This window comes from Bradyrhizobium sp. CCBAU 53338 (genome assembly GCF_015291665.1).
Classification (GTDB): domain Bacteria; phylum Pseudomonadota; class Alphaproteobacteria; order Rhizobiales; family Xanthobacteraceae; genus Bradyrhizobium.
In genome coordinates this window covers 422,444-434,849 of the sequence record NZ_CP030048.1, presented here as the reverse complement: position 1 = coordinate 434,849, position 12,406 = coordinate 422,444, and the positions used below count along the sequence as shown (strand labels likewise).

Annotated in this window: 13 protein-coding genes; 10 read left to right on the top strand and 3 right to left on the bottom strand. The window is 65.0% G+C overall.

Annotated features, from left to right (window positions below; translation table 11 throughout):
- Positions 1–20 precede the first annotated feature (20 nt).
- From XH90_RS02100 to XH90_RS02090, 3 genes are all read left to right on the top strand, one after another.
- Positions 21–503, top strand: coding sequence for a MaoC family dehydratase (locus XH90_RS02100; RefSeq protein ID WP_194478988.1), 483 nt, complete (start codon positions 21–23; stop codon positions 501–503).
- Between the two features lie 85 nt (positions 504–588).
- Entirely contained in the window at positions 589–1,629 is a 1,041-nt protein-coding gene (gene obgE, locus XH90_RS02095; protein WP_194478987.1) for a GTPase ObgE, read from the top strand.
- Between the two features lie 100 nt (positions 1,630–1,729).
- Positions 1,730–3,364 carry an alkaline phosphatase family protein gene (locus tag XH90_RS02090; RefSeq protein ID WP_194478986.1) on the top strand — a complete coding sequence of 545 codons (1,635 nt, stop codon included), beginning with the start codon at positions 1,730–1,732 and terminating at the stop codon, positions 3,362–3,364.
- 64 nt (positions 3,365–3,428) lie between these two features.
- On the opposite strand, the gene XH90_RS02085 is transcribed toward XH90_RS02090, so the two are convergent.
- A complete protein-coding gene (locus XH90_RS02085; protein ID WP_194478985.1) occupies positions 3,429–4,394 on the bottom strand; it encodes a Bug family tripartite tricarboxylate transporter substrate binding protein in 966 nt (321 codons plus the stop codon).
- 204 nt (positions 4,395–4,598) lie between these two features.
- Between XH90_RS02085 and proB the strand changes: the two genes are divergently transcribed.
- Complete coding sequence (proB, locus tag XH90_RS02080; RefSeq protein WP_194478984.1) at positions 4,599–5,720, top strand: glutamate 5-kinase; 1,122 nt, start codon at positions 4,599–4,601, stop codon at positions 5,718–5,720.
- Positions 5,721–5,726: 6 nt separating this feature from the next.
- Here proB and XH90_RS02075 read toward each other — a convergent pair whose 3' ends face one another.
- On the bottom strand, positions 5,727–6,023 hold the full coding sequence (locus XH90_RS02075; RefSeq protein ID WP_194478983.1) for a type II toxin-antitoxin system RelE/ParE family toxin: 297 nt from the start codon (positions 6,021–6,023) through the stop codon (positions 5,727–5,729).
- Entirely contained in the window at positions 6,013–6,291 is a 279-nt protein-coding gene (locus tag XH90_RS02070) for a type II toxin-antitoxin system ParD family antitoxin (RefSeq protein ID WP_194482554.1), read from the bottom strand. The genes XH90_RS02075 and XH90_RS02070 overlap by 11 nt, the downstream gene beginning before the upstream one ends.
- A 192-nt stretch (positions 6,292–6,483) precedes the next feature.
- Between XH90_RS02070 and XH90_RS02065 the strand changes: the two genes are divergently transcribed.
- The 6 genes from XH90_RS02065 (at position 6,484) to XH90_RS02040 (ending at position 12,345) form a co-directional block, all read left to right on the top strand.
- Positions 6,484–7,791 (top strand): glutamate-5-semialdehyde dehydrogenase, encoded by a 1,308-nt coding sequence (locus XH90_RS02065; RefSeq protein WP_194478982.1) that lies wholly within the window; start codon positions 6,484–6,486, stop codon positions 7,789–7,791.
- A 24-nt stretch (positions 7,792–7,815) separates the two neighbouring features.
- Complete coding sequence (locus XH90_RS02060) at positions 7,816–8,460, top strand: nicotinate-nucleotide adenylyltransferase (protein ID WP_194478981.1); 645 nt, start codon at positions 7,816–7,818, stop codon at positions 8,458–8,460.
- A gap of 198 nt (positions 8,461–8,658) precedes the next feature.
- Positions 8,659–9,015, top strand: coding sequence for a ribosome silencing factor (rsfS, locus tag XH90_RS02055; RefSeq protein WP_194478980.1), 357 nt, complete (start codon positions 8,659–8,661; stop codon positions 9,013–9,015).
- Between the two features lie 105 nt (positions 9,016–9,120).
- Positions 9,121–9,603: a 23S rRNA (pseudouridine(1915)-N(3))-methyltransferase RlmH gene (gene rlmH / locus XH90_RS02050; protein WP_194478979.1), complete on the top strand. Its 483-nt coding sequence runs from the start codon at positions 9,121–9,123 to the stop codon at positions 9,601–9,603.
- A gap of 31 nt (positions 9,604–9,634) precedes the next feature.
- Positions 9,635–10,987, top strand: a complete 1,353-nt coding sequence (locus XH90_RS02045) for a murein hydrolase activator EnvC (RefSeq protein WP_194478978.1) — start codon at positions 9,635–9,637, stop codon at positions 10,985–10,987.
- Positions 10,984–12,345, top strand: a complete 1,362-nt coding sequence (locus XH90_RS02040) for a S41 family peptidase (RefSeq protein WP_194478977.1) — start codon at positions 10,984–10,986, stop codon at positions 12,343–12,345. The genes XH90_RS02045 and XH90_RS02040 overlap by 4 nt, the downstream gene beginning before the upstream one ends.
- Positions 12,346–12,406 lie beyond the last annotated feature (61 nt).

Sequence of the window (12,406 nt, the reverse complement as noted above, 5' to 3'; positions counted from 1 at the left end):
ACCGACGAAAGAGCACTGGCATGACCGAGTTCGACCCGGCCCAGCACCGCATGATGCCAGCGCAACGCTGGTTTGAGGATTTCGTCGTCGGCGAGCGCTTCGTGCTGCCGAGCCGGACCCAGACATCTGCGGTATTCGCCGCGTTCCAGACCGCAAGCGGCGACACCCACCCGGTGCACTACGACGTCGAATATTGCCGAGCCCGCGGCATGCCGCATCTGCTCGCGCACGGCTTTCAGACGTTGATCCACACCGCGCCCGGCGCGGGCCTGTTTCCCTTCATGGTCGAGGAATCCCTGGTCGGCTTCCTCGAGCAGTCGAGCCGGTTCCTCAAACCCGTCTTTGCCGACGACACGATCTATCCCGCGCTCGAAGTCACCGAGCTGGTGCCGGGCCGCACGACCGGCACGGTGACGCTGAAGAGCACCGTCTTCAACCAGCGCAAGGAGCTGGTGCTCGAGGGCATGCAGAAATTCCTGATCCGGCGCAGGCCGGCTGGTTAAGCAAGGGCCAAAATTCGCAGGTTTTCGGCCGATTTGCGGGGTCATCCGGGTTGCCGGGCGTGCCCGGCTGGCCTACCTATGGCCCATGAAATTCCTCGACGAAGCAAAGGTCTATATCCGCTCCGGTGACGGCGGGAACGGCTGCGTGGCGTTCCGCCGCGAGAAGTTCATCGAGTTCGGCGGTCCCTCCGGCGGCAATGGCGGCCGCGGCGGCAATGTCATCATCGAGGTCGCCGATGGCCTCAACACGCTGATCGACTACCGCTACCAGCAGCACTTCAAGGCCCAGAAGGGCGAGAACGGCTCGGGCTCGGACCGCCACGGCGCCAACGGGAAGAACATCGTGCTGAAGGTCCCGGTGGGCACGCAGATCTTCGACGAAGACCGCGAGACGCTGATCCACGACTTCACCGATGTCGGCGAGAAATTCGTGCTGGCCGAGGGCGGCAATGGCGGCTTCGGCAACGCGCATTTCAAGTCCTCGACCAACCGCGCGCCACGCAACGCCAATCCCGGCCAGCCCGGCGAGGAGCGCTGGATCTGGCTGCGGCTGAAGCTGATCGCGGACGCCGGCCTCGTCGGCATGCCCAATGCCGGCAAGTCGACCTTCCTGTCCAAGGTCAGCGCGGCGCGGCCGAAGATCGCAGATTATCCCTTCACCACGCTGCATCCGCAACTCGGCGTCGTGAACGCCGACGGCCGCGAATTCGTGCTCGCCGACATTCCCGGCCTGATCGAAGGCGCGCATGAAGGCACGGGCCTCGGCGACCGCTTCCTCGGCCATGTCGAGCGCTGCCGCGTGCTGCTGCATCTCGTCGACGCCACCTGCGAGCATGCCGGCAAGGCGTACAAGACCGTGCGCAGGGAGCTCGACGCCTATGGCGGGCTGCTCACCGACAAGATCGAGATCGTCGCGCTCAACAAGATCGACGCGGTCGAGCCGGACGAGCTGAAGAAGCAGAAGGACCGGCTGAAGCGCGCCGCCAAGAAGACGCCGCTGCTGCTGTCGGGCGTCACCGGCGAAGGCGTCAAGGAAGCGCTCCGCGCGCTGGTCGACGTGATCGGCGAAAGCCCGGTCTCGTCCAAGGCCAAGAGCGCGGCCGAAGCGGAGCCGTGGTCGGCCTGAAGATCGATGCTCTCTCCATACCTCTCCTCAACGGGGAGGTTGTCTTCGCGCCGTCGATAGAGCAGCATTCGGAAAATCGAGTTGGGGGCGGAGACAAGGCATGGCGCGCGCGAAGAACGTTCTCTGGATCATGTGCGACCAGCTTCGCTATGATTATCTCGGCTGCACCGGCCATCCCACGCTGAAGACGCCGAACATCGACGCCATGGCCAGGCGCGGCGTGCTGTTCTCGAAGACTTACGTGCAATCGCCGATCTGCGGTCCGTCGCGGATGTCGTTCTACACCGGCCGCTACATGCGCTCGCACGGCTCGCACTGGAACGGCTGGCCGCTGCGCGTCGGCGAGCCCACGCTTGGCGATCACCTCAAGAAGATCGGCGTGCGCAACGTGCTGGTGGGCAAGACCCACATGGCACCTGATCTGGAAGGCATGAAGGCGCTCGGTATTCCGCCGGAATCCGTCATCGGCGTGCACGTCGCCGAATGCGGCTTCGAGCCCTACGAGCGCGACGACGGCCTGCATCCGACCGGACGGCCGCGCCCGAAATACGACGAGTATCTGCGCCGGCAGGGTTTCGAAGCGACGAACCCCTGGGAGCACTGGGCCAACTCGGGCGCCGCGGATGACGGTAGCTTGCAGAACGGCTGGCTGCTCGTGCACGCCGACAAGGCCGCGCGCGTGCCGGACGAGCATTCCGAGACGCCTTACATGACGCGCCGCGCGATGGACTTCATCGGCGAGGCCGAGACCGACGGCCGGCCATGGTGCCTGCATCTGTCCTACATCAAGCCGCACTGGCCCTACATCGCGCCCGAACCCTATGCCAGCATGTATTCGACCGATGACATGATCCCGGTGATCCGCTCCGAGCGCGAGCGGCAAAACCCGCATCCGGTGTTCGGCGCCTATATGGACATGCGCTACTCCCGCAACATGGCGCGTGACGAGGCCCGCGAGAAGGTGATCCCGACCTATATGGGCCTGATCACCCAGATCGACGACCAGATGGGCGTGCTGATGAAATTCCTGGAGGAACGCGACCTGCTTGAGACGACCATGATCGTCTTCACGTCCGATCACGGCGACTATCTCGGCGATCACTGGATGGGCGAGAAGGACCTGTTCCACGAACAGTCGGCCAAGATTCCGCTGATCATCATCGATCCCTCCAAAGAAGCCGACGCCACGCGCGGCACACGCAGCGATGCGCTGGTCGAAGGCATCGATCTCGCGCCGACCTTCGTCGATTATTTCGGCGGCAAGGTGCCCGGGCACATCCTCGAGGGACGCTCACTGCTGCCGCTGCTACGCGGCCCGACGCCACCGGATTGGCGCAAGGTCGCGTTCTCCGAATACGACTATGCCATGCAGGATGTGCGGCTGAAGCTGAACCAGCCGATCGAGCGCTGCCGCCTGTTCATGGTGTTCGACGGCCGCTGGAAATACATTCATGCATCAGGCTTCCGCCCGATGCTGTACGATCTCGAAACCGATCCGGACGAATATGTCGATCGCGGCGACGATCCGGAATGCGCCGGCGTAATTGCTCGATTGCAAGCCGAGCTGTTCGACTGGGCGCTGCACCCCAACGACCACGTCACCACGCCGCGCGAAAAGATCGCGAACTATGCCGACAACCAGCTCCAGGTGAAGGGCGGCATCCTGATCGGCATCTGGGACGAGGCCGAGCTTGCCGCCATCAAGGACGGCATCGCCCAGCGCGCGAAGATGTAGGCCGCTCTTCGGGACTCTGGATTGCTTCGTCGCGAGGGCTCCTCGCAATGACGGGGGAAGAGGCTCAATTCTCGATCCTGTACCCGGTCGCCTTCACGATCGGCTGCCAGAATGCCGTGTTGGCGGCGAGCTCCTTGGTCAGCCCATCCGCGCTGCTGCCGACCGGGATCAGGCCGATCGCGGTGAGCTTCTCCTTCACGTCGGGCTTGGCAAGCGCCGCACTCGCGGCCGCGCCGAGCTTGCTGGCGAATTCCGGCGGGCTGCCGGCCGGGAGCCACATGCCATACCAGGCATCCGCAACGAGATCGATGCCATTCTCCTTCAGCGTCGGCACCTCGGGTGCGAACGGCGAACGCTCCGCGCTCGAGACAGCGACGATCTTCACGCCCTTGGCGCGATGCTGTGGCAGCGCGTCCGCCAGGGTCGTGATGCCGAACGCGATGTGGCCGCCGATGATGTCGTTGAGAATTGGCGCGCTGCCGCGATAGGGCACGCGCGTCAGGGGAATTCCGAGATCCTTCTCGAGCTTGGAGCCCATGAAATGCGGAATGGTGCCGTTGCTCGGCACACCGAACGAGGTCTTGTCGGGATGCGCCTTCAGCCAGGCGACGAATCCCTTGAAATCGGAGGCATCAATCTCCGGGCCGATCACGACGGCGAACTCGAACCGCGCGAGCAGCGACACCGGCATGAAATCCTTCGCCGTGTCGAAGCTCGGCGTCGTCTCCACCATCGGCAGCAGGTACATGGTCGGCCCCGTCGTCACCAGCACCATGCTGCCATCAGGGCTGGCACCCTTCACCGATTTGATGCCGATCAGGCCGTCGCCGCCGGTGCGGTTCTCGACCACGATGGTCCGTTGCAGCGCCGGGGCAATCTCTTGCCCGATCAGCCGACACAGCGTGTCGCCGCCGGCGCCTGCCGCGAACGGGAAGATGATCTTGGTCAACCCGGCCTGCGCTTGCGCCTCGCTAACCTGCGCCAGCAGTGGCAGACCGAGACATCCGGCCATGAATGTGCGGCGATCCATGCGTTTCCCCTTTCCAGCCCGTTATGGTTGGCGGCCATTAGAGCCAGCCGGGCCTGCGAGACAAGACCGACATTGGTCCCGTTTCCCACCCCGGCCGCCTTGCGCCGGCCATCGTCCTGCTGCAAAAGCAGACCTCACCGGCGCCGCCCGTCGCTCCGCCGTTTCCAGAGCAATTCCGTCCTGTTAGCGCCGACACATACCCACATGGCCAGCCCCGAACTCAGTCAATTCCGCCGCATCGTCGTCAAGGTCGGCTCCGCGCTGCTGGTCGATTCCGACAGGGGCGAGGTGCGGGCGTCCTGGCTGGCCGCGCTCGCCGACGACATGGCCAAGCTGCACACGGAGGGCCGCGACGTGCTCGTGGTGTCCTCGGGCTCGATCGCGCTCGGCCGCAGCCGGCTCAAGCTACCGCGCGGTCCGCTGAAGCTGGAGGAGAGCCAGGCAGCCGCCGCCGTCGGCCAGATCGCGCTGGCGCGGATCTGGTCCGAGGTGCTCGGCGCCCACGGCATCGGCGCCGGCCAGATTCTCGTCACCCTCCAGGACACAGAGGAGCGTCGCCGCTATCTCAACGCGCGCTCCACCATCGGCAAGCTGCTGGAGTGGCGCGCGATCCCTGTCATCAACGAGAACGACACGGTCGCAACCAACGAGATCCGCTACGGCGACAATGACCGCCTCGCTGCGCGCGTCGCCACAATGGCGAGCGCAGATCTGCTGGTGCTGCTCTCCGACATCGACGGCCTCTACGACGCCCCACCAAAGAACAATCCGAACGCAAAACTGATCCCGGTGGTCGAGAGCATCTCCTCGGAGATCGAGGCGGTGGCGGGAGACGCCGAATCCGAACTGTCGCGCGGCGGCATGCGCACCAAGGTCGAGGCGGCCAAGATCGCCACGACAGGCGGCACGCACATGCTGATTGCATCCGGCAAGATCGAGCATCCGCTGCAGGCGATCGCCAATGGCGGACGCTGCACCTGGTTCCTGACGCCGGCCAACCCCATCACCTCGCGCAAGCGTTGGATCGCGGGCACGCTGGAGCCCAAGGGCACGCTGACGATCGATGCGGGCGCGGTGACGGCGCTGCGCGCCGGCGCCAGCCTGCTGCCGGCCGGCGTGATCAAGGTCGAGGGCCAGTTCGCCCGCGGCGATGCCGTAATCGTCCGCGGCCCCGATACCAGCGAGGTCGGCCGCGGCCTGATCGCCTATGACGCCGAGGTCGCCGAGCGGATCAAGGGCCGCTCCTCCCCTGATGTGATGACCATCCTCGGCATCAGCGGGCGCTCCGAGATGATTCACCGCGACGACCTGGTGGTGGGCGGGTAAGGCCGGCTATTGCATGTCGTCGGCGCCGATGTCCTGGCGGCCGTGCATGACGCGGACGATCTCAATGCCATCAGGCAACGGGACATAGAAGATCACGTAATTGCCGACTGGGAAGCTGCGCAAGCCGGCACGCAATTCTCGTCGATCTCTTCCGGCCAGCGGATTCTCCACCAGCATCTCGAAAATCTCACCGATGCGCCCGATCTGGTTCTCGGCGGCCCGAATGCTGTCCGAAGCAATGAAGTCCCAGATCGAATCGAGATCGATGTCTGCTTGTGGAGCTTTGCGGAATCTATTCGCCACGTTTGCGCGCGGCCAACCGTTGCCGTCCCCGCGCCTTGATCTCGTTCATCCATTCCTGAATGTCGACCTCTTGCATCGGTCCGCTGTCAAACCCCTTCTGGATTTCCTCCCGTAGCGCCTCCAGCTTGATCCTGCGCCGCTCTTCGCGCTCCTCGACCAGCCGAAGACCTTCGCGCATGACTTCGCTCGCGGTAGCGTAGCGGCCGCTCTCGACCAGATTGTCGATCAGGTCCTCGAAATGCTTGCCAATGCTGTAGCTGCTCGCCATGGACGGCTCCGTTATCAGATAATGATATTTATTGATATTTGAGCGTCCGGCAAGGATCGGTCCCACCTCCGGTCCCGCCAGGCCATTGGCCGACCCGGTATCCACGACCGTGCCCCTGCCATACCCGCCCCGCCCTTCGCAAAAGCGGGATTTCCGTGCTAGGACACCGCCTTAGCAGAAGGTTGAACTCTCATGGCCGCCCCCCTGAAAGCCGTTGACGGCAATGCCGATCGAACCGCCGATCTCTTGGCGCTGATGTCCGATCTCGCCACCCGTTCCCGCGCCGCCGCGCGGGTGCTGGCGCTGGCGCCGCCGGAGCAGAAGAACCGGGCGCTGGAAGCCATGGAGCGGGCGATTCGCGCCAACGCCGCAGCGATCCTCGCCGCAAATGCGGAGGACGTCGCCGAAGCGCGCGCCTCCGGCAATGCCACCTCGTCCTTCATCGACCGCCTGACGCTGACGCCGGCGCGGGTCGAAGGCATGGCTGAGGGCATCGCCGTCGTGCGCGGCATCGCCGATCCCGTCGGCATCGTCACCGAGAGCTGGCAGCGGCCGAACGGCATGACCATCGAGCGCGTGCGCGTGCCGCTCGGCGTCGTTGGCGTCATCTTCGAGAGCCGGCCGAACGTCGCGGCGGATGCCGGCGTGCTCTGCCTGAAATCCGGCAATGCCGTGATCCTGCGCGGCGGCTCCGACAGTTTCCGCTCCTGTCGTGCCATCCATGAGTGCCTGGTGCAGGGCCTGCGTGAAGCGGGACTGCCTGAAGCTGCGATCACGCTGGTGCCGACGCGCGACCGCGCGGCGGTCGGCATGATGCTGTCCGGCCTCAACGGTTCGATCGACGTGATCGTGCCGCGCGGCGGCAAGAGCCTCGTTGCGCGCGTCGAGCAGGAGGCGCGCGTGCCCGTGTTCGCGCATCTCGAAGGCGTCAACCACGTCTATGTCGATGCCAGCGCCGATCTCGCCATGGCGAAGTCGATCGTGCTCAATGCCAAGATGCGACGCACCGGCGTCTGTGGCGCGGCCGAGACATTGCTGGTCGATCGCGCCGCTGCCGGCAAAAACCTGAAGCCGCTGGTCGAGATGCTGCTCGAGGCCGGCTGCGAGGTGCGCGGTGACGACGCCGTGCAGGAGACAGATGCGCGCGTAAAACCTGCCAGCGAAGACGATTGGGACACCGAATATCTCGACGCGATCATCGCGGCGAAGGTGGTCGATGGCGTCGACGGCGCGATCGCGCACATCCAGGACCACGGCTCGCACCACACCGATGCGATCGTGAGCGAGAACGACGCTGCCGCGAAGAAATTCCTCAGCGAAGTCGACTCCGCGATCGTGCTGCACAACGCCTCGACGCAATTCGCCGACGGCGGCGAGTTCGGCTTCGGTGCCGAGATCGGCATCGCCACCGGCCGCTTCCACGCCCGTGGCCCTGTCGGCGCCGAGCAATTGACGAGCTTCAAATATCGCGTTCACGGCACCGGGCAGACGCGGCCGTAAGAGACGTCGCGGGGCGGGCGGGCATTGAGTAACAATTTCGTCGTGCCGCGCTTCGTGGCGCAAGCGGTCCCGCCCCATACCGAGGGGATGCGTATCGGCCTGCTCGGCGGCTCGTTCAACCCGCCGCATCAGGCCCATCGCGCGATCAGCCGCTTCGCCTTGATGCGATTGCAACTCGATCGCGTCTGGTGGCTGGTCACGCCAGGCAATCCGCTCAAGGAGAACGGCAATCTGCACGAGCTCGGCGAGCGCATGCAGGCCGCGCGCGACGTCGCAGATGACCCCAGGATCGAGGTGAGCTGTCTCGAATCCGTCATTCGTACCCGCTATACCATCGACACGATCAACACGTTGCGCCGCCGCTTCTCCGGCTTGCGCTTTGTCTGGATCATGGGCGCCGACAACCTCGCTCAATTCCATCGTTGGCAGGACTGGCGGCGGATCGCCGCCCAGGTCCCGATGGCAGTGATCGATCGCCCGCCGCAGAGTTTTCGTGCCCTCGCCTCCCCTGCCGCCCAGGCGCTCGCGCGCTACCGCCTGCCGGAGAGTGAGGCAGCCTTGCTTGCGGACCGGCCGGCGCCGGCCTGGGTCTTCCTGACCGGGTTGAAGCTCAACCTTTCCTCGACGGGCCTGCGGAACCCGGACGGGAGCTGGAAAGGTACGAAGTGAGACGGAATGTGGGGAATTACGGGCTCTCTGGCATATTGAAACCCTTAACCCCACATGATGTAGTGTAACCAGCGAAGGCCGGATTCGGCCTTCGCGATACAGTGAAAGGAATGGTCCCTGGCCACGTCTGTATTGTCAAAGTCTGTTTTACCCAAGGCTACGAAACCGGCGCGTAAAACATCGACCAAAGCTGCGGCCTTGAAGGCGCAACCCGACGCCGACAAGACGCTGAGCCTGATCCTCTCCCGCCTCGAGGACATGAAGGCGGAAGAGACGGTCACCATCGACCTTCGCGGCAAATCGGCATACTCCGACTACATGATCGTCACCACGGGCCGTGTGAACCGGCACGTCGGCGCGATCGCGGAGAACGTGACGAAGAGCCTCAAGGAAACCGGCATCAAGAACATCCATGTCGAGGGCTTGCCCAATTGCGACTGGGTGCTGATCGATTCCGGCGAAGTGATCGTGCACGTGTTCAGACCCGAGGTCCGTGAGTTCTACAATCTCGAGAGATTGTACACGCAGGGCCCGGGGGCGGCGAAGGCGATCTAACGCGATCTTGGAGGCTGCTGGCCGATTTCGAATCGGCCGACGCGCATGCTAGCGTCGTGCGCGCGCCGAATGCGCGCGGTCTTGAAAACTCGACTCTGAAACATCATGCGTGTCGCTGTCATCGCGGTGGGCCGGCTGAAGCAGGGGCCGGAACGGGAGCTTGCCGAGCGCTATTTCGAGCGGTTCGACGAGGCCGGCCGCAAGCTCGGATTCCGCGAGCTCACCATCCACGAAATCCCCGAGAGCCGCGCGCGCGATGCCGCGACGCGGATGACCGAAGAGGCGGCCGCGATCTCCGCGCATATCCCGGACAAGTCGATCCTGGTGGCGATGGACGAGCGCGGACAAAACCTCGATTCCACCGTATTCGCACGGAATCTCGGGCGCTGGCGCGACGAAGGCGCCGGTCATACTATCTTCGTGATCGGCGGGGCGGACGGACTTTCGCCCGAATTGCGCCGTAAGGCCAAGCTCGCGATCGCATTCGGCTCCGCGACCTGGCCGCATCAAATGGTCCGCGTCATGCTTCTGGAACAGCTGTATCGGGCCGCCACCATTCTGGCCGGCCACCCCTATCATCGCGCGTGATTCGCGCCATAACGAGCACCTTGCCCAACAGATGCGAGCGCCGATCCTCAATTTGCTGCTGATGGTGAGCTGCGCCGGCGCAAGCCTCTTCGCCGAAGAAAATCTCGCACAAGCTCAGACGGCGGCACCGGCGCCCCAGACCGCAGCCATCTCGACCGATGCCATCAAGCAGCGCGAGCAGGAGCTGGAAGCTGCGCGCGCCCGGCAGAAGAGCGCGGAGGAGGCGCAGGCCAAGCTGAAGGCCGAGATCGCCTCGCTCGGTCAGGACCGCACCCAGCTCAATCAGCAGCTGATCGACACCGCCGCCAATGTCCGCACCGTCGAGACCAAGATCGACGAGGCCGAAGCGCGACTGCGGACGCTGAATGGCCGCGAACAGGAAACGCGCGCCTCGCTCGATTCGCGCCGCGCCGACATCGTCGAGGTGCTGGCGGCCCTGCAGCGAGCCGGAAGGCGCACGCCGCCGGCGCTGCTGGTGCGGCCGGAAGATGCACTGCAATCGCTGCGCACCGCTATACTGCTCGGCGCTGTCGTGCCGGAATTGCGCAGCCGCGCCGAGAAGATCGCGGGCGAACTCGGCGAGCTTGTGACCTTGCGCAAGAGCATGGCCGCCGAGCGTGACCAGCTCGCCTCCGACCGCGACAAGATCCGCAGCGACCAGACCCGGCTCACAGCCCTGGTCGACGAACGGCAGCGCCAGCAGGCCTCGCGCGAGAAGGACCTCGACGCCGAAAATTCGCGCGCCATCACGCTGTCAAAACAGGTCGGCGATCTCCAGGGGCTGATCGCCAAGATGGAGCAGGACCTGCAGAGCGCCGCCAAGGCGGCTGAGAAGGCCGCCGAGGCCGCCAAGCAGGCCGAAGCCAAGGAGGCCAAGGCAGCGGCTAGTGCCAAGCCCGGCCCGGCCATCTTCAAGGATCGCTCCCGAACCAGCCCGGCCATCCTGTTCGCCTCGGCGAAGGGGCTCCTGCCTTTGCCGGTTAACGGTAACAAGATCAGGGACTTTGGCGGTTCCGATGGCGTCGGCGGGGTCCAGAAGGGCATTTCGCTGGCCACCAAGCCCGGCTCGCAGGTCACAACGCCATGCGACGGCTGGGTGGTCTATGCCGGCCCGTTCCGCAGCTACGGACAACTCTTGATCCTCAATGCCGGGGGCGGGTATCATGTCCTGATCGCCGGGATGGAGCGCATTTCGGTAAACATCGGACAGTTCGTGCTCACGGGGGAGCCGGTCGCGACCATGGGGTCGACATCTCAAGTCGCCTCCATTCTCGCCACCAACGCGAGTCAGCCTGTGCTGTATGTCGAGTTCCGCAAAGACGGCACTCCAATCGATCCAGGCCCATGGTGGGCCGCAAATGAAGGCGAGAAGGTTCGCGGATGATGCGCAAGACTTCAGTTATCCTCCTCAGCGCGGCCACCGGTGCGGCGCTGACGCTGTTCGCGACCCAGCCGCGCGCGGTGTTCATGGGCTCCAGCGCGCGCGCCGCGACCGTTGACACCTATCGCCAGCTCAATCTGTTCGGCGACGTGTTCGAGCGCGTGCGCTCCGACTATGTCGAGAAGCCCGACGACACCAAGCTGATCGAATCCGCGATCAGCGGCATGCTCTCCGGCCTCGATCCGCATTCGAGCTACATGGACGCCAAGAGCTTCCGCGACATGCAGGTGCAGACCCGCGGCGAGTTCGGCGGCCTCGGCATCGAGGTCACGATGGAAGACGGCCTGATCAAGGTGGTCTCGCCGATCGACGACACGCCCGCTTCGCGCGCCGGCGTCATGGCCAACGACATCATCACCAATCTCGACGACGAGGCGGTGCAGGGCCTGACCCTGAACCAGGCGGTCGAGAAGATGCGCGGCCCCGTCAACACCAAGATCAAGCTCAAGATCATCCGCAAGGGCCAGGACAATCCGATCGACGTGACCCTGGTGCGCGACAACATCCGCGTCCGTTCGGTGCGCGCGCGCGTCGAGGCCGACGACATCGCCTATATCCGCATCACCACCTTCAACGAGCAGACCACCGAAGGCCTGAAGAAGGAAGTTGCCAACCTCTCGACCCAGATCGGCGACAAGCTCAAGGGCTACATCATCGACCTCCGCAACAATCCGGGCGGCCTGCTCGAAGAGGCCGTCACCGTCTCCGACTCGTTCCTGGAGAAGGGCGAGATCGTCTCGACCCGCGGCCGCAACGCCGAGGAGACCCAGCGCCGCACCGCGCATGCGGGCGACCTCACCAAGGGCAAGCCGGTCATCGTGCTCGTCAACGGCGGGTCGGCCTCGGCGTCGGAAATCGTCGCCGGCGCGCTGCAGGACCACAAGCGCGCGACCATCGTCGGCACGCGCTCGTTCGGCAAGGGCTCGGTACAGACCATCATCCCGCTCGGCTCGGGCAACGGCGCGCTGCGCCTGACCACCGCGCGCTACTACACGCCGTCGGGCAAGTCGATCCAGGCTAAGGGCATCGTGCCCGACATCGAAGTGCTCCAGGACGTGCCGGACGAGTTGAAGTCGCGCACCGACACCAAGGGCGAAGCTTCGCTGCGCGGCCACCTCAAGAACGACGGCGACGAGAAGACCGGTTCGCAGTCCTACGTCCCGCCGGACGCCAAGGACGACAAGGCGCTCAAGATGGCCGACGACCTGCTCCACGGCATCAAGAACAGCGCCAACGCGGCGCCGACGCCGAGCAGCGACAACAAGGCCGCGCCCGCCGACAAGCCCAAGGCAGCAAACTAAGGCGGCACACCAACCGCGATCTGCGAGACGTGACGACAAGGGCGGCTCCGAGAGCCGCCCT

What these genes read in the sequence shown, in the direction of transcription:
- XH90_RS02100 (WP_194478988.1), top strand. Translation starts at nt 21, where the DNA reads ATGACCGAGTTCGACCCGGCCCAGCACCGCATGATGCCAGCGCAACGC.
- obgE (WP_194478987.1), top strand. Translation starts at nt 589, where the DNA reads ATGAAATTCCTCGACGAAGCAAAGGTCTATATCCGCTCCGGTGACGGC.
- XH90_RS02090 (WP_194478986.1), top strand. Translation starts at nt 1,730, where the DNA reads ATGGCGCGCGCGAAGAACGTTCTCTGGATCATGTGCGACCAGCTTCGC.
- XH90_RS02085 (WP_194478985.1), bottom strand. Translation starts at nt 4,394, where the DNA reads ATGGATCGCCGCACATTCATGGCCGGATGTCTCGGTCTGCCACTGCTG.
- proB (WP_194478984.1), top strand. Translation starts at nt 4,599, where the DNA reads ATGGCCAGCCCCGAACTCAGTCAATTCCGCCGCATCGTCGTCAAGGTC.
- XH90_RS02070 (WP_194482554.1), bottom strand. Translation starts at nt 6,291, where the DNA reads ATGGCGAGCAGCTACAGCATTGGCAAGCATTTCGAGGACCTGATCGAC.
- XH90_RS02065 (WP_194478982.1), top strand. Translation starts at nt 6,484, where the DNA reads ATGGCCGCCCCCCTGAAAGCCGTTGACGGCAATGCCGATCGAACCGCC.
- rlmH (WP_194478979.1), top strand. Translation starts at nt 9,121, where the DNA reads ATGCGTGTCGCTGTCATCGCGGTGGGCCGGCTGAAGCAGGGGCCGGAA.
- XH90_RS02045 (WP_194478978.1), top strand. Translation starts at nt 9,635, where the DNA reads ATGCGAGCGCCGATCCTCAATTTGCTGCTGATGGTGAGCTGCGCCGGC.
- XH90_RS02040 (WP_194478977.1), top strand. Translation starts at nt 10,984, where the DNA reads ATGATGCGCAAGACTTCAGTTATCCTCCTCAGCGCGGCCACCGGTGCG.